Source organism: Brevundimonas sp. SL161 (assembly GCF_049896985.1).
Taxonomy (GTDB): Bacteria; Pseudomonadota; Alphaproteobacteria; order Caulobacterales; family Caulobacteraceae; genus Brevundimonas.
On record NZ_JAFCVJ010000026.1, the window covers coordinates 17,924 to 37,689 of the forward strand.

At 68.0% G+C, this 19,766-nt stretch carries 19 protein-coding genes and 1 pseudogene; 6 read left to right on the forward strand and 14 right to left on the reverse strand.

Features of this window, described 5'->3' with window-relative positions:
- Window positions 1-161 precede the first annotated feature (161 nt).
- Together ACP7AU_RS14605 and ACP7AU_RS14610 are read left to right on the forward strand one after the other, a co-directional pair.
- Window positions 162-1,808: a M28 family peptidase gene (locus ACP7AU_RS14605; protein WP_426039011.1), complete on the forward strand. Its 1,647-nt coding sequence runs from the start codon at window positions 162-164 to the stop codon at window positions 1,806-1,808.
- A gap of 78 nt (window positions 1,809-1,886) precedes the next feature.
- Window positions 1,887-2,384, forward strand: coding sequence for a hypothetical protein (locus ACP7AU_RS14610; RefSeq protein WP_426051874.1), 498 nt, complete (start codon window positions 1,887-1,889; stop codon window positions 2,382-2,384).
- A gap of 4 nt (window positions 2,385-2,388) precedes the next feature.
- Here the strand turns inward: ACP7AU_RS14610 and ychF are convergent, their stop codons facing one another.
- From ychF to ACP7AU_RS14645, 7 genes and pseudogenes are all read right to left on the reverse strand, one after another.
- The gene (gene ychF, locus ACP7AU_RS14615) at window positions 2,389-3,483 is read right to left on the reverse strand and encodes a redox-regulated ATPase YchF (protein ID WP_426051875.1); all 1,095 of its coding nucleotides are present in this window, start codon (window positions 3,481-3,483) and stop codon (window positions 2,389-2,391) included.
- 79 nt (window positions 3,484-3,562) lie between these two features.
- A complete protein-coding gene (locus ACP7AU_RS14620; RefSeq protein ID WP_426051876.1) occupies window positions 3,563-4,045 on the reverse strand; it encodes a copper chaperone PCu(A)C in 483 nt (160 codons plus the stop codon).
- A gap of 259 nt (window positions 4,046-4,304) precedes the next feature.
- Window positions 4,305-4,919 (reverse strand): aminoacyl-tRNA hydrolase, encoded by a 615-nt coding sequence (gene pth / locus ACP7AU_RS14625; RefSeq protein ID WP_426039015.1) that lies wholly within the window; start codon window positions 4,917-4,919, stop codon window positions 4,305-4,307.
- A gap of 162 nt (window positions 4,920-5,081) precedes the next feature.
- Window positions 5,082-5,693: pseudogene (locus tag ACP7AU_RS14630) on the reverse strand (50S ribosomal protein L25/general stress protein Ctc); the annotation flags it as partial.
- A 136-nt stretch (window positions 5,694-5,829) separates the two neighbouring features.
- Window positions 5,830-6,900 carry a hypothetical protein gene (locus ACP7AU_RS14635; protein WP_426039017.1) on the reverse strand — a complete coding sequence of 357 codons (1,071 nt, stop codon included), beginning with the start codon at window positions 6,898-6,900 and terminating at the stop codon, window positions 5,830-5,832.
- Between the two features lie 135 nt (window positions 6,901-7,035).
- Entirely contained in the window at window positions 7,036-8,256 is a 1,221-nt protein-coding gene (locus tag ACP7AU_RS14640) for a hypothetical protein (protein ID WP_426051877.1), read from the reverse strand.
- 78 nt (window positions 8,257-8,334) lie between these two features.
- Window positions 8,335-9,267: a ribose-phosphate pyrophosphokinase gene (locus tag ACP7AU_RS14645; RefSeq protein WP_426039019.1), complete on the reverse strand. Its 933-nt coding sequence runs from the start codon at window positions 9,265-9,267 to the stop codon at window positions 8,335-8,337.
- A 202-nt stretch (window positions 9,268-9,469) separates the two neighbouring features.
- Between ACP7AU_RS14645 and ACP7AU_RS14650 the strand changes: the two genes are divergently transcribed.
- The 4 genes from ACP7AU_RS14650 to ACP7AU_RS14665 all read left to right on the forward strand — a co-directional run bounded on the left by ACP7AU_RS14650 (window position 9,470) and on the right by ACP7AU_RS14665 (window position 14,258).
- The gene (locus ACP7AU_RS14650; protein WP_426039020.1) at window positions 9,470-10,330 is read left to right on the forward strand and encodes an outer membrane protein assembly factor BamD; all 861 of its coding nucleotides are present in this window, start codon (window positions 9,470-9,472) and stop codon (window positions 10,328-10,330) included.
- A gap of 52 nt (window positions 10,331-10,382) precedes the next feature.
- A complete protein-coding gene (gene recN / locus ACP7AU_RS14655) occupies window positions 10,383-12,083 on the forward strand; it encodes a DNA repair protein RecN (RefSeq protein ID WP_426039021.1) in 1,701 nt (566 codons plus the stop codon).
- Window positions 12,084-12,264: 181 nt separating this feature from the next.
- The gene (locus tag ACP7AU_RS14660; RefSeq protein ID WP_426051878.1) at window positions 12,265-13,854 is read left to right on the forward strand and encodes a sensor histidine kinase; all 1,590 of its coding nucleotides are present in this window, start codon (window positions 12,265-12,267) and stop codon (window positions 13,852-13,854) included.
- Entirely contained in the window at window positions 13,851-14,258 is a 408-nt protein-coding gene (locus ACP7AU_RS14665) for a response regulator (protein ID WP_426051879.1), read from the forward strand. The genes ACP7AU_RS14660 and ACP7AU_RS14665 overlap by 4 nt, the downstream gene beginning before the upstream one ends.
- A 32-nt stretch (window positions 14,259-14,290) precedes the next feature.
- Here the strand turns inward: ACP7AU_RS14665 and ACP7AU_RS14670 are convergent, their stop codons facing one another.
- The 7 genes from ACP7AU_RS14670 to ACP7AU_RS14700 form a co-directional block, all read right to left on the reverse strand.
- The gene (locus tag ACP7AU_RS14670; protein WP_426051880.1) at window positions 14,291-14,776 is read right to left on the reverse strand and encodes a hypothetical protein; all 486 of its coding nucleotides are present in this window, start codon (window positions 14,774-14,776) and stop codon (window positions 14,291-14,293) included.
- A gap of 93 nt (window positions 14,777-14,869) precedes the next feature.
- On the reverse strand, window positions 14,870-15,775 hold the full coding sequence (locus ACP7AU_RS14675; RefSeq protein ID WP_426039025.1) for a cobalamin biosynthesis protein CbiG: 906 nt from the start codon (window positions 15,773-15,775) through the stop codon (window positions 14,870-14,872).
- A gap of 263 nt (window positions 15,776-16,038) precedes the next feature.
- Window positions 16,039-16,554: a hypothetical protein gene (locus ACP7AU_RS14680; RefSeq protein WP_426051881.1), complete on the reverse strand. Its 516-nt coding sequence runs from the start codon at window positions 16,552-16,554 to the stop codon at window positions 16,039-16,041.
- A 1-nt stretch (window position 16,555) separates the two neighbouring features.
- Window positions 16,556-17,350 (reverse strand): exodeoxyribonuclease III, encoded by a 795-nt coding sequence (gene xth, locus ACP7AU_RS14685; protein WP_426051882.1) that lies wholly within the window; start codon window positions 17,348-17,350, stop codon window positions 16,556-16,558.
- A 56-nt stretch (window positions 17,351-17,406) separates the two neighbouring features.
- The gene (locus ACP7AU_RS14690) at window positions 17,407-18,327 is read right to left on the reverse strand and encodes a hypothetical protein (RefSeq protein ID WP_426051883.1); all 921 of its coding nucleotides are present in this window, start codon (window positions 18,325-18,327) and stop codon (window positions 17,407-17,409) included.
- Between the two features lie 114 nt (window positions 18,328-18,441).
- On the reverse strand, window positions 18,442-19,407 hold the full coding sequence (locus ACP7AU_RS14695) for a hypothetical protein (RefSeq protein WP_426051885.1): 966 nt from the start codon (window positions 19,405-19,407) through the stop codon (window positions 18,442-18,444).
- A gap of 120 nt (window positions 19,408-19,527) precedes the next feature.
- The coding region (locus tag ACP7AU_RS14700; protein ID WP_426051884.1) for a transposase at window positions 19,528-19,766 on the reverse strand (239 nt) is incomplete at its 5' end.

A 19,766-nucleotide genomic window follows, 5' to 3' on the forward strand; every position in this document is an offset into this window, starting at 1 on the left:
ACCAAGGCCCCCTCCGTCTGCTCGCAAGGCCTCGCATCCACCTCCCCATTCGCCAAGCGGCGAACAGGGAGGAAACGACCGTCGTCACATGACGAAAGCGTAATGCCCCTCTCCCCACAGCCCGCCCTAATGTCCGCGCCGAAATGGCGAGGAGAGCCCTGATGTTGCGTGGATTGTTCGGTGGTGCGGCCGCGATGGCCCTGGTTCTGTCGGCGGGACTGGCTTCGGCCCAGGACTTCTCGGCCGAACGGATTTCCGAGGGTATCCGCCACATCTCCGCCGACGATTTCCAGGGCCGTTACCCGGGCACCGAGGGCGAGCGCATGACCCTGGCCTGGCTGCAGGCCCAGTACGAGGCAATGGGTCTGGAGCCCGGCGGGCCGAACGGTCAGTGGCTGCAGGACGTTGTGCTGAAGCGCTTTACGCCCGTCGCGGGCGCCGCCTCGGCCAGCTGGACCGGGCCGGACGGCACTGTCCATCCGATGACCGTCGGGACCGACATCACGCTGCGTGCGGCGACCAATGACGGCAAGGCGTCGATCGAGAACGCCGGCCTGGTGTTCGTCGGCTATGGCATCAATGCGCCCGAGCGGAACTGGAACGACTACGGCGACATCGACGTGCGCGGCAAGGTCGTCATCGTCATGGCCGGCGAACCCAACTCTGCCGAGGTCGCAGAGCGGTTCAACGGCGTCTATCCGACCGCCTATAACAGCGGCGCCTACAAGGCCGACGAGGCCTTTGCGCGCGGCGCCGTCGGCGTCATCAGTCTGGCCACGGTCCCGGCGACCGATGCCGGCTGGCTGCGCGGCGCCCAATTCGCCGGCCGCCAGCGCACCCTGACGCCGGGCGCGGCGGATCTGGAGTTCTCCGGCGCGATCAACCACGACGTCGGTCTGGCCTGGGCGACCGCCGCCGGCCTGGACATGGCGGCGATGGCTGATGTCGAGAGCGGCCACTTCAAGGCCGTTCCCCTGACCGGGGTCACCCTGTCGGTCGCGCAGGAAGAGACCATCGACACCCTGGTCACCCACAACCTGCTGGCCAAGATCCCGGGCACGACCCATCCGGACGAGACCATCATCTATTCGGCACACTGGGATCACGTCGGCGTCGGCGCGGACCACATCAGCCCGGTCTCGACCACCGAGGACAACATCTACAACGGCGCCTGGGACAACGCGTCGGGCACCATCGGCATCCTGGAGATGGCCCGCCAGATCAAGGCGGCCCCGCAGCCGGAACGCACCATCGTCTTCGCCCATATGGCGGCCGAGGAGATGGGCCTGCTCGGTTCCTATGGCTACGCCGCCAACCCGGTCTATCCGCTGGAGACGACCGTTGCCGACATCAACATCGACATGCTGCCGCTCTCGGGCCCGACCCGCGACGTCGCCATCTTCGGCAAGGGCCAGAACTCGCTAGAGGACGATCTGGCGGTGCTGGCGGCGGCGGAGGGTCGTGTGATCACTGACGACCGTCAGCCGGAGCAGGGTTTCTACACCCGCTCGGACCACTTCCCGTTCGTCCGCATGGGCGTGCCCGCCCTGATGACCTGGCACGGCGTCGACTGGGACGAGGGCGGTGTCGAAGCCGGTCAGGCGGCCTGGGACGCCAAGTTCGGCGCCGACTATCACAAGCCCTCCGACGAATGGTCGGCGGACTGGGATCTGCGATCCGCGGTCGAGAACCTGACCCTGCTTTACAGGCTGGGGCTGCAACTGGCCAACGGTGACGAATGGCCGACCTGGAAGCCGACCTCGGAGTTCGGCGCCCGCCGGGCCGCCAGCGACGCGGCGCGGCAATAGGCCGAACCCCGTCGTCCCCGGACTTGATCCGGGGACGACGGCCCTGAACCTTGACCATGGCCCGGGCGTTGATGGGCCATGACCCTGTTTCTGCGGACCCTCGCCCCAGCGATCCTTGTTCTTGGTTTGGGAGGCTGCGGAGACAATGGCCCGGTCAATCCGCCGACTGAACCCGCCGCAGCGATCACCGTCGAGGACCCGTCCGCGCCGCCGGCGCGAGGCCAGACCTCGATGCTGCCCGGCCGGGGTGCGGCCAGTTTCGTCGGCCGCTGGGCGGCGGACGTCAGCTGGTGCGCGGCTCCCCAGGGCGAGCGCCGGCCGATCCAGATCACCGCGACCCGGTTCGAGGGCTATGAGAACAGCTGCATGATCGCAGCGGTCGACGAGGTCGCCGACGGTTATGTCGCGACCCTCGCCTGCATCTCCGAGGGCACGGCGCGGTCGGAGCGGGTCCGGTTCCAGGTGACACAGGACGTCATGCGGCTGAGCTATCTCGACCGGGCGGGAGAGCCGGTGACGCTGAAGAAATGCACGACGCTGGAGGACACAGCCACGACGCAACCCGTCGTGCCTTGATACGTCAGTTGAACAGGAAGTTCATCACGTCGCCGTCCTTGACGACATAGGACTTGCCCTCCGCGCGCAGCTTGCCGGCCTCGCGCGCCTTCGCCTCGCCGCGCAGGGCGACATAGTCTTCGAAGGCGATCGTCTCGGCGCGGATGAAGCCCTTCTCGAAATCGGTGTGGATGACGCCGGCCGCTTGGGGCGCGGTGTCGCCGATGTGGATGGTCCAGGCGCGGGCCTCCTTGGGGCCCACCGTGAAGTAGGACTGAAGGCCCAGCAGAGAATAGGCCTCGCGGATCAGGCGGTTCAGGCCGGGCTCGGCCAGTCCGAGGCCTTCCAGGAACTCGGCCTGTTCGGCGGCGTCGAGAACGGCCAGTTCGGAATCGATCTTGGCCGAGATGACGACCGAGTTCGCATTGTCCTCGGCGGCGCGTTTGGCGACCAGGTCGGACAGCGCGTTGCCCTTGTCGGCCGAACCCTCATCGACATTCGAGACGTACAGGGCCGGAAGCGAGGTCAGCAGCTGGAGCATGTGCCAGGCCTTCTCGTCCTCCTTGTCGACCTTGACCGTGCGGGCGGGCTTGCCGGCGCGCAGCGGGGTCAGGGCCATGTTGATCAGGCGCAGGGTCTGGGCCGCGTCCTTGTCGCCGCCCTTGGCCTTCTTCTCGACGTTGACGACCCGCTTCTCGAGGCTTTCGAGGTCGGCCAGCATCAGCTCGGTCTCGATGATGTCGAGGTCACTGATCGGGTCGATGCGGTTCTCGACGTGGGTGATGTCGTCATCGACGAAGCAGCGGGAGACAAAGGCCACGGCGTCGCAGTCGCGGATATTGGCGAGGAACTGGTTGCCCAGGCCTTCGCCCTTGGACGCGCCGCGCACCAGGCCGGCGATGTCCACGAAGGTGATGCGCGAGGGGATGACCTCTTTCGACCCGGCAATCTCCGCCAGGGCGTCCAGACGCGGCTCCGGCACCGCCACGTCGCCGGTGTTCGGCTCGATGGTGCAGAACGGATAGTTGGCGGCCTGGGCCGCCGCCGTCTTGGTCAGGGCGTTGAACAGGGTGGACTTGCCGACGTTGGGCAGGCCGACGATCGCGACTTTGAGGGCCATGGGGCTTTCGGACTTTGAATGAAGGGCGAGCCTTTAACGGGTTCGGACCCGTTTGTCAGGCTCGCAGTCTCATTCCCGATCAGGCCGCCGGAGCGCCCGCATTGGCTTCGGTCGGTTGACCGACGGTGGCGGCGACCACCAGTTTGGGCGCGTGCTCGAACGTCAGGGTCAGTTCGACCGTGTCGCCGGTCGCCAGAGGCTCACGCACGCCGCTCAGCATGATGTGGTTCGCGCCCGGGCTGAATGCCACGGGCTCCCCGGCGGCGAGGGGCACGCCGCCCTCGATGGGCCGCATCATCCCCATGCCGCCCTCCATCGACGTCTGGTGGATCTGCGCCAGGGCGGCGGCGGGGCTGTCGATCGACACAAGCCGATCATCGGAGGCGGCGACGAGGTTCAGATAGCAGGCGGTCACCTGACGTCCCGTCGGCGTCGGCCGGCAGACCGCGTCGGCGACCACGATCGGCGTGATCGTATTCCCCTCGGCATCGACGGTGGTGTTGTCGGAGTTGCCGCAGGCAGCGAGGGCCAGCAATGGCAGCAGGGCGAGAATGCGCTTCATGGGTTTCCGGTGCTTTCACGAGACGATCAAACGCGTGCGGTTCAACATTGAAACGAGCCGATCAATTGCCCCGGCGACGACAAGGCTGGGCCCGGTCAGGGGATACAGGATCGCGAGCGGCAGGACGATGGTCAGAGCCGCGATATTTGCGCGGGCGCCGGGCGGAGCGACCGGAGCGGCCAGACGACCCCCGGGGCGGCGCCTTCACGACATGACGATGGCGCCGACGCCGAACTGGCCGCAGCAAGGGAGAGGAGAATTACTCGCCCTTCGCCGCCTGCGCCGCTTGGCGGGGGCTGAACTTGGGCGCGGGGGCCAGGCGCAGGACCTCGCCCTGATAGCGTTCGTCCTCGCCCTTGACCGCGAACGGCAACGCGTCGGCGCAGGCGTTCAGCAGGGCCTCCAGCCACGGTTGCTCCGCCTTGTGGAAGTCGCCCAGGACGTGAGGCATGACCAGTTGCGGATCGCCGGGATGGCCGATGCCCATGCGGGCGCGGCGGAAGTCGGGGCCGAGCTGGCTGATCAGGCTGCGCACGCCATTCTGGCCTGCCGCCCCGCCGCCGGTCTTCATGCGAAACCGGCCTGGGGCCAGGTCGATCTCGTCGTGGAAGACGATGATGCCCGCAGGGGGAATTTTGTAGAAACGCGCGGCCTCGCCGACGGCGTTGCCCGAGTTGTTCATGAAGGTCTGGGGCTTCATCAGCAGGATCTTCTGACCCTCGACCTCACCCTCGGAGATCACTGACTGGAACTTGGCGCGCGGGGCGCCGAACCGCCACCGCGAGCCGATCGCATCAACGGCCATGAAGCCGATGTTGTGGCGGTTCTTCTCGTATTTGGCGCCCGGATTGCCCAGGCCGGCGATGATGAGCATGGCGCTATCCGGAAATGAAAACGGCCCCGTCCGTCGCCGGAGGGGCCGTTTCCGAAGGAGTGGATCGGTCGATCAGCCTTCCGACTTCTCGCCGTCTTCCGCAGCGGCTTCGTCGCCCTGTTCCGTGGCGGGAACGTCGTCCGCAGCAGCCTCGGCGGCGGCGGCCTGTTCCTCGGCGATGGTCTCTTCGTCGTGGGCGGCCGAGATGGCGGCCGACGAGGTCTTGATCGAGGCGATCACGAAGTCACGGTCGGTGATGGTCGGCTTGACGTCCGAGGGGACCTTGACGTCCGACCAGCGGATGATGTCGCCCAGCTTGTGGTCGGCCAGGTCGACGACCAGGTCTTCCGGGATGTGGTTGGCGGCGACCATGATCTCGACCGAGTGACGGACGATCTCGAGCGAACCGCCCTGGCGGAAGGCCTTGCACTGGTCTTCGTTGATGAATTGGATCTGGACCTCGATCTTGATGGTCGCGTTCTCGTCGACGCGCATCAGGTCGAAGTGCAGCGGACGGTCCGACACGGGGTCGAACTGCACGTCCTTGGCGATGACCGACTGGGTCTCTTCGCCGTATTTCAGCGTGACCAGGTGGCCCAGCAGCTTGCCGGTGTACAGGTTCTTGCGGAAATCCTTCTCGTTGACCGAGATGGCGACGGGGGCCTTGTCGCCGCCGTACAGGATGCCCGGAACGGCACCTGCGCGACGCGCGGCGCGCGCACCGCCGGTGCCGGTGTTCTCGCGGACATCCACGTTCAGAATGATCTCGGCCATCTGGCTCGCCTCAACAACAAAAAACGCCTGCGCAGACCAAAGCTGCCCGCGCGGCGGGGTCATGGACCCTCGAATTCAAGAGCGCGGGTCATTACACGCAAGAGCCCGCGTGTGCAACTGGCCTTGGGTGTGGAGATCAGTTGGCGGCCGGCGCGGGTGCGGAAAGCGACGCCGTGGTCGCCTCGACAGCCACCGGCGTCACGCCCGCGGTGGCGATCGCCGGGTCCGCAGGGACGGGGATGGTCGCCGCCGTGGTGCAGGTCGCCAGATCGCGCACGATATGGCGACCGACGCAGAACATGTCCTCGTAGCTAGGGCGCGAGGCGGCTAGGCACTGGAACAGGTTCAGCTTGGACATATCCAGGCAGAACTGGGCGTTGGTCTCGATCGACAGGGCTTCGGTGTTGGCGCGGGCGTCGTCGCCCGCCGCGCCCATGGCGGCCAGGGCCGCGATGGCCAGGGCATTGACCACGGCCGGGGTGTAGGGCGGGGCGTGAGTGGCTCCGGGCAGGTTCAGGCCGGTTCCGTTGTTGGCGGCGGTGAAGAGGCGTGCGGATTCTTCCGCCGAGGGCAGCATCTGACCGGCCGAGATGGTCTTGGCCGTCTCCAGACGCACCTCGCGATTCGGAATCGGGGTCACGGCCCAGCGGCGACGCGGGTCGTTGCGCTCCTGGATCGTGTAGGCGTCCTGCTCGACGGCGTCGGCGACGGTGGTCAGGGCGGCGATGTCCTGGCCCAGGGTCGAGATGATCAGGCCGGCGGCCACATCCGCGCCCGGCAGGCCGGCGGCATAGGCCGGATCGCGGATGAGGTTGGCGATGACGTCGGCGCGCTGCTGCGGGTCGTTGGCGTAGGTGCGGACGCCAGCAACAAACTCCGGCGACTGCAGGGCCAGGATCGACGCATAGGCGATCATGCCGCGCGACAGGGTTGCGGGGTCGTAGGCCGCGCCCTTGCGCATGGCGGCCTGGATCGACTCCGCGTCGGGGAAGCCGGCCTGGATCGTGCCGACGTCGCGGATGAAGGTGACATAGATGGAGGCGGCCTGAGCCACACCCTCGTTGAGTGTCACCGGCGGCGGCGGCGGGGGCGGGGGCGGAGGCGGGGCCGGAGGAACGATCGGCTCGGGCGTGCTGCACGAGGCCAGGATGGCGGCTGCGACGGCAGCGGCGATGGCGAGGCCGCGACGCGGAAGGGCCAGGCGCATGATGATTTTCCCCACAAGGATATAGCGGCGCTCTCCCGGCGCCGTGACGATGTCGGCTTATAAGCCTTCGCCAAGGTTTTCCGAACGTTAATCCGGGCCTCTGCCGTTCAACTCTCCGGCGCCGGACGGCGAATCTCAGCCGTTGGGACCGGCGTTCAGCCGCTGGGTCGCGGTCTGCCCGGCCGGGGGCGCGACCGGGGTCGGTCGAGGCGCGGTCGATGGCAGGGGCGGGGCCTGGAGCGGAAGCGGGGAGATGCTCGGTTCGATCGGGGGCGCGGGTTGCAGCGGTTCCGGCGTGATCGCGGGTGAGCGTACGGATCCGCCGCTCTGGGTCGGGTTGCCGACAGTGATGATCGCGGCCGGCAAGGCGGCGCCGCGCGCACAGGTCGACAGGTCCCGGATCACATGGCGGCCGAGGCAGAACATGTCCTCATAGGTCGGACGCGAGGCGGCCAGACACTGGAACAGGTTCAGCTTGGAACTGGCCAGGCAGTCTTGGCTGGCGCGGTCGTATTGCAGGGCTTCGGTGTTGGCGCGGGCGTTGTCCCCTGCGGCTCCCAGGGCGGCGAGGGCGGCCATGGCGATGGCGTTGGTCACCGACGGGGCATAGGGCGCTCGCCGCGTGCGTCCGGCGGTCACCCCCAGGCCAGAACCGCTGTTCGAGGCGGCATGGAGCCGCGCAGCCTCCGAGGCGGAGGGCTGGATGGTGCGGGACAGGTCCTTGACCGCCTGCAGCCGGCCCTCGCGATCCGGCGGCGTGGCGCGCCCCCAACTGTGACGCTGATCGCCGGTGTACTGGATGTTGTAGGCGTCGCTCTCGACCGAATCGGCCGCCGCGCTCAGGGCGATTACGTCCGCCTCCAGCACCGACATGACCAGGCTGGCCGCGGCCTCGGCTCCGGGCAGGGTCGAGGCGTACTCGGGATTGGCGACGATGCGGTCGATGATCTGGCGGCGAACGGTCGGTTCGGCCCCGGCCTGGCGGACGCCCGAGACGAACTCCGGCGACTGCAGCGCAAGGATGGAGGCATAGGCGACCAGGCCGCGCGAGATCTGGTTGGCGTCGTAGGACGCACCGCGCCGCAGCGCCGCCTCAACCGCGTCGGGGCTGGCGAAGCCGCCCTGGATCGTCGCCATGTCGCGGGTGAAGGTCAGATAGACGGCCGCGGACTGGGCCACGCTGTCGTTCAGGGCGACAGGCGGCGGCAGGCGGGCGGTGATCGCGGCGGCCTCGATGGCCGCGACGCGCATTTCCTCGGCCTGCAGCTCGGCGCGGCTGGGGCCGCATGCGGCCAGAAGACTTGTGACGGCGAGGGCGGCCAGGGTCGGGCCCTGGCTACGGAAGGAAAGGCGCATGGAAAATCCCCGAAAGCGTGTTCCGACTGAAACGCCCAGTCCGGCCGTTTTGAGGCATGGCGGCCGACTTTTTCGTGATCAGTCGAAGAGTTTGGAGACCGATTCCTCGTTCGCGATCCGGCGGATGGCCTCGCCCATCAGGGGAGCGACCGGGACGGTGCGGATCTTGGAGCAGGACAGCACCTCGTGCGGCTGCTCGATCGAATCGGTGATCACCAGCTCCTTCAGCGGGCCGTCGGTGACGCGCTGAACGGCCGGGCCCGACAGGACGCCGTGGCTGATATAGGCGGAAACGTTCGTCGCCCCGGCCGCGATCAGGGCCTTGGCGGCGTTGACCAGGGTGCCGCCCGAATCGACAATGTCGTCGAACAGGATGCACTCGCGTCCCGCGACGTCGCCGATGATGTTCATGACCTCGCTCTCGCCCGCCTTGGGACGGCGCTTGTCGACGATGGCCAGGTCGACGTTGAGACGTTCGGCCAGCGACCGGGCGCGCACCACGCCGCCGACATCGGGCGAGACGATCATCAGATTGCCGCGCGTGTAGCGATCCCTGATGTCCTGGGCGAGCACGGGGGTGGCGACCAGATTGTCGGTCGGGATGTCGAAGAAGCCCTGAATCTGGCCGGCGTGCAGGTCCATGGTCAGGACCCGGTCGGCGCCGGCGCGGGTAATCATGTTGGCGACCAGCTTGGCCGAGATCGGCGTGCGGCCGCCGGTCTTCCGGTCCTGACGCGCATAGCCGAAATACGGCATGACCGCCGTGATCCGCCGCGCCGAGGCCCGCACCAGGGCGTCGATGCAGATCAGCAGCTCCATCAGGTTGTCGTTGGCCGGATAAGAGGTCGACTGGATGACGAAGACATCCTCGCCGCGCACGTTTTCCTCGATGACCGCGAAGACCTCGTTGTCGGCGAACCGTTTCACCTGGGCCTTGGTCAGGGGCATGTCGAGGTGGTCGGCTATGGCCTGGGCAAGGGACCGGTTCGAGTTGCCAGCGAGCAGCTTCATCCGGTCATCCTTTCGCCGTCATCGAAACGCCAATGACGTCTGTTCCGTCTTGCGCGCTCTTTAGCAGCGCGTCGGCCCGTATCAAGCCGTGATTGCCCTTACCCGGCGCATGGCGCGTTGCGAACGCCGATGTTAGAGAACGCGATCTTGATACCCGACGAGCCTCTGGCGTCGTCCGGGCGGCGTGTGATGAGGTTCCAAGTTGCCGATTTCCTTCCGGTCTTCGTCCGTTCTGCGCCGGGGCGGCGTGTTGCTGCTGGCGACTGTCGCCACGCTGACCGTCGCGGCGTGCAACGGCGGTCAGAATCGCCCGCGCCTGGCCTATGAGGAGCGGCCCGTCGAACTGCTCTACAACACCGGCTACGAGCGGCTTCAGCGTCACCGCTGGGCCGACGCCGTGGATTACTTCCAGGAAGTCGAGCGTCAGCACCCGTATTCGGAATGGTCGCGCCGCGCGATCCTGATGCAGATCTACGCCTACTACCAGAACGGCAATTACGAGGAATCGATCGCCGCCTCGGACCGCTTTATCCAGCTGTTCCCGGGCAGCCCGTCGGCCGCCTACGCCTTCTACATGCGCGCCACCTGCCACTTCGAGCAGATCGTGGACGTGGGCCGTGACCAGGGTCAGGCCGAACAGGCGCTGGCCGGTCTTCGCGACGTCGCCCGCCGCTACCCCAACTCGTCCTACGCCACCGACGCGACCGTGAAGATCGACATGGTCAACGATCAGCTGGCCGGCAAGGAAATGAACATCGGCCGCTACTACCAGCGCGCCAACCAGCCGCTGGCCGCCATCGGCCGCTACAAGGCCGTCATCGACAACGAGGCCTTCCAGCGCACCTCGCATACGCCGGAAGCCCTGTATCGTCTGGTCGAGGTCTATCTGACGCTGGGCCTGAAGGATGAGGCGGAGCGCAACGGTTCGGTGCTCGGCTTCAACTACCCGGGCAGCCCCTGGTATGCCGAGGCCTATGCTCTGCTGACCGAGGACGGCCGCCAACCTGAGACGGCCCCGACCGGCGAGCGCGAGAGCTGGCTGCGCCGGATCATTCCGGGCTGACCGTTCCCCGCCTGTTCTGGTCTACACTGTCGCGGATGCCGAATCGCACCCCATGCTGACCAGTCTTTCGATCCGCGACGTGGTGCTGGTCGACGTCCTCGATCTTGAGGTCGACGAGGGCCTGACTGTGCTGACCGGCGAGACCGGGGCCGGCAAGTCGATCATCCTCGACGCCCTGGGCCTGGCGCTCGGCGGGCGAGGGGAGGCGGGCCTTGTTCGCTCCGGCGCCAAACAGGCCGTGGCCACCGCCGTCTTCACCGCGCCCGACGATGAGGACCTGATCGAACTGATCCGGGAGAAGGGCTTCGACGTGACCCCGGGCGAAGCGCTGATCCTGCGTCGCGTCCTGTCCGCCGACGGTCGCAGCCGGGCCTGGGTCAATGACCAGCCGGCCGGGGTGGCGGCCCTGCGCGAGATCGGCGCCCGTCTGGTCGAGGTGCACGGCCAGCATGAGACCGTGGGCCTGCTTGACTGGAAGACCCATCGCGGGCTGCTGGATGCCTATGGCGGTCTGGCGCCCCAGCTCGGCGGGGTGGCCGCCGCGTCCGACAGGCTGAAGGCGGCCGAGGCGAAGCTGGAAGGCCTGCGCGCCGCCGCCGCCGACGCGGCCTCGCGGGCGGAAGAGATAACCCTGAACCTCGCCGACCTCGACGCGCTCGATCCGCGCGAGGATGAGGAGACTGAACTGGCCGGTGAGCGCGCCGTGCTGGGTGCAGCGGAGAAAGCGGTGGCCGATCTGGCCGACGCCCGCGCCAACCTCGGCGGCGACAAGCTGAGCCAGAAACTGTCCGCCGCCCTGCGCGCCGTCGAACATGCGCGCCAGCGCGCGACCCAGGCGGGCGTCGAGGCCGATCACCCCGTTCTGGTGCGCCTGACCAGCGCCGCCGAAGCCATCGACCGCACCATGGTCGAGGCCGCCGAGGCCATCGCCGAGGTCGACGCCGCCGCCAACGCCTTCGATTTCGAACCTGGCCGACTCGACAAGGCCGAGGAGCGGCTGTTCGCCCTGCGCGCCGCCGCCAGGAAGCTGAACACCACCGTCCATTCCCTGCCGGCCCTGCGCATCTCGCTGCGCGAACAACTGCGCCTGATCGAGGATGGGGCTGAGGCCATCACCAATGCCGCCCGCGATGCCGCTGCGGCCCGCGAGACCTATGACGTCACCGCCAGCCTGCTGAGCTCGGGCCGCGAGGCCGCCGCCGACCGGCTCTCGAAAGCGGTGACGGAAGAGCTTGGCCCGTTGAAACTGGACCGCGCCCGCTTCCGCGTCGCCCTGGAGCCTGTCGCCGAAGGCCGTCGCGGCCCGCTCGGCGTCGAGACCGCCCGGTTCGAGATCGCCACCAACGCCGGCACCCCCTTCGGCCCGCTGGACGCCATCGCCTCGGGCGGCGAACTGGCCCGCTTCGCCCTCGCCATGAAGGCCGCGCTCGCGGGCCGCGAGGACCAGCGCCAGCCGGTCATGATCTTCGACGAGGTCGATCAGGGCGTCGGCGGCGCGGTGGCCGAGGCCGTGGGCCAGCGCCTGAAACGCCTCTCTAACGGCGCCCAGGTCCTGGTCGTCACCCACAGCCCCCAGGTCGCAGCCCGTGGCCACGCCCACTGGAAGGTGCGCAAGGCCGACGCCGCCGGGGTCACCACCACCACGGTCGACGCCCTCGACGAGACGGCCCGCCGGGAAGAGATCGCCCGCATGCTGTCGGGGGCCATCGTCACCGAAGAAGCCCGTGCCGCCGCCCGCTCCCTGATCGGCTGACGAGCCATGGCGTTGATCACCCGTTCGTCACGCCCCCGACGCTGACGGCCTGAGCATTCCGTTCGGGCGCTGAGCGGCAACGGAATTAACTTTCCTGACCGATGGAACCTTCACCTTTGCGACGGGTTCGCCCCCGGGGATGTTTCATCCTCCAGCGCCCTGAGCGCCAGGGGATCGAACTTTGACAATCGAGCTAGAAGCGCCCGGCCAGGCCGGTATTGAGGCCGAGCGCCTCCGTGTGCTCCGTTCCTACGACATCCTGGACACCGACCCTGAACACGCCTTCGACGACGTCACGCGGCTGGCGGTTCGCATCTGCGAAACTCCCGTCGCCCTTGTCAGCCTGGCTCTCGGCGAGCGGCTCTGGTTCAAGGCGCGAATCGGCATGGCTGACGAGACGGGGCCGGAACTGGATTCCTTCTGCCAGCACGCGATGCAGCACGACGGCGTCTATGTCGTCCGGGACGCGTCGATCGACCCCGTCTATATCGACCATCCGCTGGTCACTGGCCCGGCCAACTACCGGTTCTATGCCGGGGCGCCCCTGATCGACGACCAGGGGATGACCCTGGGCATGCTCTGCGTCGTGGATACCAAGGCTCGTCCCGACGGTCTGACCGAGACCCAGCATATGACGCTGGAGGTTCTGGCGACCCAGGTGATGGCGCTGATGGAGCGACGGCGGGCCCTGACCGCGCGCCGGCTCAGTGACGAGCAGACGGAAGCCGCGGTCGAGGTTGCGCTTCAGGCCTCGGAAAAGCTGGCGGAGAGCGAGGCGCGCTTCCAGGCGATCGCCGACAGCATGCCCCAGATGGTCTGGTCGGCAGGGGCGGACGGCTATCACGACTATTTCAATGCGCGCTGGTTCGACTTCACCGGCCAGACTGCGACGCCCAGCGACACCGACGCCTGGAGCGCCCAGATCCACCCCGAATGCCGCGATCGGGCGCTCGCGGCGTGGCAAGCCTCGTTGGCGACCGGGGAGCCGTATGAGGTCGAATACCGGCTGAAGCACCATGCGGACGGCTATCGCTGGACCCTGGGTCGGGCCATGCCGATCCGCAACTCGGCAGGGACCGTGACCCGCTGGTTCGGAACAGGCACCGACATCGAGGACATCAAACGGCTGGAGCAGGCCAAGGCGCTGCTGAGCCAGGAACTGAGCCACCGGATCAAGAACATCTTTGCGGTGATCTCGGCCCTGCTCTCACTGTCGGCCCGCCACCATCCGGACGCCAAGGACTTCGCCAGGTCGGCCCGCAACCGGATCGGCGCCCTGGCCCGGGCGCACGAATTCGTCCGGCCCCACAGCGAGGAGTCTCGTCCCGGAATCGCCGGTACGACCCTGGCCGCCTTCCTGCTGGATCTGTTCAAGGCCTACGACGGAGAGGATGGCGTTCCCCGCGTTCACGTGACTGGCGACGATACCATTTTCGACGATCAGGCGGCCACCCCGGTCGCCCTGCTGTTCCACGAACTGGCGACCAACGCCGCCAAATACGGCGCCCTTTCGCAGCCCGACGGCCGGGTTGACCTGACCCTGTCTCACCGCGGCGACCGCATGATCCTGGTCTGGGCGGAGCATGGTGGGCCCGAGCTTGACGGGCCGCCCCTGATACCCGGGTTTGGGTCGACGCTTCTGGCCATGTCGGTCGAGGGACAGCTGGCGGGCAGGCTCGATCTCGACTGGGCCGGCGAGGGCCTGAAGGTCACGGTCGATGTTCCGCGATCGGCGCTTCAGCCGCGCCGCGCCGCCATGGCGGTCGCATGAAGGGCCGGATCCTGATCGTCGAGGACGAGATCCTGATCGCGTCCCAGCTTCGCGACGTTCTGGAAGACCTGGACTATACGGTGGTCGGCATGGCCGCGAACGTCTCGGCCGCCCGGCGGCTGGTCCTGGCCGGCGGTATCGAGCTGGCGCTGGTGGACATCCATCTGTCCGACGGACCGACCGGCGTCGATTTGGGCCGGGAGATCGGGCAGGGCGCCGGCATTACGGTGCTCTACCTCACGGCGAACCCGGAAATGGTCCGGGATGGCGTGCCCGGGACCTTCGGGGTGATGGGCAAGCCCACCGATGACGACTCCGTGCGGACCGCTGTGGCCTTCGCCATGCAATCGCGCAGGGGCGGGCCGTCGCGGACGGCGCCCCATTCCCTGACAGTGTTTCACTGACGTTGAGGCGGCGTTCGTCCCCCCACTGACCTCTAGCGCGCACAGATCGGAGAGCGGGCGGGCGTGCTTTCGTTGGCGATCCAGCAGGCGCCGTCGCGCGCGTCACGGCGATAGGTTCCGCCGACGGGCACGCGGTCCTCGGGGCCGAAGACCGCGAACGAGCCGCCCTCTCCGTCAGAGATCACCATGCGGTAGGCGATGTCGGGCCCATCCAGCCGGAAGCTTCCGTCGCCGAACAGGGAGGTGAAGGTGCAGTCGGTCTCCGGCGCGCTGCCGACCTGACAGCGGACCTGTCGGGCCCGGCCGGGTTGGTCTTCGGCGGAGATCGGGACAGGCGTATAGGCGGCACGTTGTGTCACGGGAGGGGTTTGGGCAGGCGGGGCGGCCGGTCCCTCCGCTGACGCGGCCTTGGGCTTGGCGGCGTCGGCGCCCGGCGCGTCCACCGAGCCCTCTGCCTTGCCACAGGCGGACAGGACAAGCCCCGCCGTACAGGCCATTGCAAGGATCATCATACGCATGGTCTGTTCTCCCCATCTCGAAAGACTGTCGTGGATCACAGTCCCTCAAGCCTGGCCGTGGGTCCAAAGACCTGAGCCGGCCGATCGGTGTCTTCAGACCCCCAGGATCCAGCCTTCTTCGCCTTCGACCTGGGCGATCAGGGACTCGTCGGTTCCCTTCTTCGGACCGAAGGCGGTCGACAGTTCGCCGCGCTCGTCCATCAGGGCGAAGGCCTCGGCCGTGGTGCGGACCTGGGCCTGGTCCTTGAACTCCCCCTCGGCGGCGGTGGTCGGCCACATCGAGGGCCAGACCTCGGCGACCAGGACCGACAGGGGTTCGACGTCCGCGGCGTCCAGCGCGCGCCAGCCCGTGCCCAGAGGCCAGACGGCGCCCGATGCGCCCAGGCTTTCCAGCAGACGGCGCACCATCGGAATGCCGACCAGGGTCTGGCCGCCGACGGCCCCCGCGCCATGCATCTGCCAGTTCGACTTGGGCTGCAGCTTGCCCTTGCGCACGGCGTTCTCGGTCGCCCTGTATTCGGGGATGTCGCCTGAGCCTTGCGGCGGCTTGGTCGTGGTCAGCCAGCGCTGCGCCTGTTTCGCCGGGGCGCCCCACAGAGGCCAGGCCTCGTCAGTCATCAGCCGGTTCATCTTGGCGGCGACCTGGTAGCGGTTGTTGATGTTGTCGTCCTTGTCGACGACGTTCGAGGCGATGAATTTCCACATCGCCGACCACGCCGGAGTCTCGGCCAGCTTCAGGCGCGCGGCCGTGCCGACAGGATAGCCCAGCGAGAAGTCGAAGCCGACGAACACCCGATCACCGCGCTTGCGATGATCGGCCAGGATGGATTTCAGCAGCGCCTCGCCCTCGGCGCGCGTCGCGACGTTGTGGGTCTCGGTATAGAGGCGGAAGCGCACGTCGCGCTTGGCCACGCCGATCCAGACCGAGTTCTCGCCCAGCTTCTTGCCTTCGGCGGCAGTCCAGTCGGCTATGACATAGGCGTCGAACAGGCGGGCCACGGCGGGCTCCTTAAAAAGCAGCAGGCGATACAGAGGTGGGCGCTTCTACCCTTCCTCCCGCCGAGGCGGCAATGGCGCCGTTTGTCTCCTCCCTGTCGCGCAGCGATGGGAGGTGGCTCGGAGCGCAGCAGAGTGGAGGAAGGGCCGAATACGGCCCGACGACGGTAGGGGTGTTTTCGCGTGCACGAAGAACCCCTCCGTCAGCTTGCAGGAGCTCGCCGCCACCTCTCCATGCGCAAGCGCGCATGGGGAGGAGACCGCATTCACCCCTTCAGCAGCGCCTCGAGGTGCGACAGCCAGCGGCGCCCCAGCCGCATCGCCTCGGGCGGCGACCCGGCGTGGCCCGGCGCCATGGCGTTCCACAGGGCCAATTCGAACTCCGGATAGCGGGCGTCGGCGAACAGGAGCCGCAGGGTCACCAACTCCGCGTCCGGGGCCATGATGTCCAGTGCCTTGCGCGCTTCGCCGCGTCGGACGCGCGCCACGACATGGCCGTCGACGATGACCTCGCCGCCCTCGACTTCGTCGAAACTGTAGACCAGCCCGTGGGCCCCGCGATCCCACAGCACGGCGATCTGGCCGCCCTCGAAGTCCAGCCCGGCGGCGCGACCTTCGTGCGCCGAGATGGCCTCGGCCTCGGCCACGGTGCCCAGGGATTTCAGCATGGCCCGACGCAGCCGGCGCTCAGGCTCCATCCACCAGTTCAGCGTCAGGGCGGCTGTGGTCAGGGCGGCGGCGGCCAGCGACACCAGCAGGATGACGCGCAGGGCCTCGCCCATCTCAGTCAGCCAGTTCGATCACGACCGGCACGTGGTCCGACGGCTTGTCCATGTCGCGGGCGTCGCGATGCGTCTCGACACCGACGAACCGGTCGGCGGCCTGCGGTGACAGCAGGTGGAAGTCGATGCGGATGCCGTGGTCCCTCTGCCAGGCGCCGGCCTGATAATCCCAGAAGGTGTAGGTCCCCGGCGGCTGGCGACCCAACTCCCCGGCTTCATAGAGGCCCAGCCCCTTCAGCGCCCGAAAGGCGGCGCGGCTCTCCGGCTGGAACAGGGCGTCATTGACCCAGGCGGACGCGGTCTTGGCGTCCTCGGGCAGGGGAATGACATTGTAATCGCCGCACAGGGTGAAGGCCTCTTCCTGCGCCAGCAGGTCCCGGGCATGGGCGTTCAGCCGCGCCATCCAGCGCATCTTGAAATCGAACTTCTCCGTCCCGATCGGATTGCCGTTGGGCAGGTAGATCCCGCCGACACGGACGGGGCGGGGCGCCTCGATCACGGCCTCGATGTATCGGGCCTGATCTTCTGCATCCTCTGTCAGCAGGTCCTGGCCGGGAAGGCCGCGCCGCACGTCCGAGACCGGGTATTTCGAAAGCAGGGCGACGCCGTTGTAGGATTTCTGGCCGTGGACCTCGACATTGTAGCCCAGGCTCTCGAACGGCTCCCTGGGGAACTTGTCGTCGACGGTCTTGATCTCCTGGAAGCAGACCACGTCAGGCTGGGCCGCCTCCAGCCATGCGAGCACGGTGGGCAGGCGGGCGTTGACCGAGTTCACGTTCCAGGTGGCGATGCGCATCGCCGGGACGCTAAGCGGCGTCGCCTCACCGAGCAAGCGCCGGAACGTCGGCTCTGTTAAGCGGCCGGCGCCGCTGCGACCGTAGTCAGGCGGCAGCCGCCGGCGATCCGCTGGGCGGCCTCGCAGAGGAAGCTCTGACGCACGACGTGCTCGGGAGTGAAGCGCACGATGATTCCGTTCCCGGCGCCGCACCGGGCCTCGTACAGGGTGTCGCCCGCGCTGGCCCCGATGTAACGGGCCTGCACAACATCGCAGGCCGAGGCCTCGCTGCCCGCCAGTCGCGCCTTCAGCGTCGCGGCCTGTTCCTCGGCGGTCGAGAAGCGGCAAGTCGAGTTCTGGGTCGCGATGACCGCGCATTCGGTTCTGGTCCAGCCCGCTGCGGCCTTCTCGATCCGGTAGCCGTCCAGGCCATCGCAGCCAACCTCGTAGATCAGGGTGTTGTCGCTGGTGCGGCCGATCGAGGCGCCTTGGTCGACGGTGCAGGCGATTCCTGCCTCGGTGGCATAGGCGCCGACAACGCGGGCGATCTCGGTATTGCGGGGGATCACGCACTGGGCGCCCACGTCGGCGTTGGGATTGGCGGCGCGATCCGCCTCCGCCTGCCCGGCCAGCAGGACGCAATCGCGAGCCTCGGGCGGGAGGGAGTTGACGAAGATATAACCCGGTCCGGCGGCGCAGGCGGCCTCGTAGGTGATGCGCTGCTGGTTGGAGGTCTGGCCGATCACATTGGCCTCGACGACCTGGCAGGCCGTTCCGGCGGCATTGGCGATGCGCTGCGCGGCTGCTGCGGCGGCGGGGCCGGAGGTCGCCAGCGGCGGAGGCGCCCGGTTCGCGCCCTCGGGAGCAGGCGTGGCGCCCGGATCCTGCGGCATGCCCTGGGCGCCCGTGTCCTGGGCGGCGGCGGGAAGGGCGGGCATCGCCGACAGCGCGACCGCAAGGACCGCTCCGAAGGCTGCAATGTGGGAATATTTGAACACGGTCACGGCTCCTGATCGACAGAACGAGCGTGGAGCGGACCGAGCGGGTCGGTCAAGCATTCTATGCCAGAAACCGACCCGGCGAGCAGCGTGCCCGTCGGGTCGGACCTTTGGCTACTGTTCCGTCGCCGGATCGGCCGCGGCCGGAGCTTCAGGCACGACGGTCAGACGGCAGCCGCCGCCGATCCGCTGGGCGGTCTCGCAGGGGTAGACTTGCTGCACGGCGAAGTCCGGGTTGAAGCGGACAATGACGCCGTTGCCGGCGGCGCATTTGGCTTCATAGAAGGCGCCGTTGGCATTGGCCCCCATGTAGCGGCCCTCGGCCACGTCGCAGGCTGCAGCCTCACTACCGCCCAGGCGCCTCTTCAAGGTGGCGACCGCTTCGGCGGGCGTGGTGTAGCGGCACGTCGCGTTCTGTGTCGAGATCACAGAGCATTCCGTCGTCGTCCAGCCGGTCGAGGCCTTCTCGATCCAGTAGCCGTCCGAGCCGTTGCAGCCGATCTCGTAGATCAGATTGCCCTCGCTCGACTTGCCGATCGATGCGCCCTGATCGACGGAGCAGGCGATGCCGGCCTCGCGCGCATAGGCTGCAACGACCCGCAAGACGTCGAGGTTCTGGGGCAGGATGCACTGGGTGCCGACGTCGACGAGCGGGTCGCGGGCGCGGTCGATCTCGGCCTGTCCGGCCAGCAGGACGCAGTCCACGGCCTGGGGCGGGGCCGAGCTGATCAGGATGTAGCCCGGACCGGTGGCGCAGGCCGCTTCATAGGTCGCCGCCTGTTCCGCGGTCAGACCGAGCAGGCTGGCCTGGGTCACCTGGCAGGCGACGCCGGCGGCGGTGGCGATCTGCTGGGCGGCAGCGGCAGTCTCTTCGGGAGTCGGGGCGGCCGGGGCTTCCTGCTCCTGTTGCCGACGCGGCGTGCGCGTCGGCGTCACACGCGCGGTCGGCGCCGTGATGACCGGCTCGGTCGGAGCGGTGCCGAAGCCGGTGCCCCTGTCGTTCGGGTCCTGGGCCGAGGCGGGCGATGCGATCGCCACGATCATCAGTGCAGCGCCGCCGATGGCGGCCAAGGTTTTCATGAACACGGCGATCTCCCTGAACTGTCCCGACAGCCTTGGCGGGCCATCGGGACGAGGTCAAGACGGACACCCCAGAGGGGCGGACTCCAGCGCTGGCCTCTAGGCTCAGGACTCATTGCGTCATAGCCAGAAGATGACGGTTGCGGCGATGGCGATGGCGGACATGAAGGTGTGGGCGCATCGGTCGTAGCGGGTGTGGATTCGTCGCCAGTCTTTGAGCCTGCCGAACATGTTTTCGATCCTGTGGCGCTGGCGATAGAGGGTTCGGTCGTGATCGATCTGGACCTTTCGGTTGGCCTTTGAAGGGATGCACGGGGTGATGCCCCGCTGGATCAGGGCGGCCCGGAACCAGTCGGCGT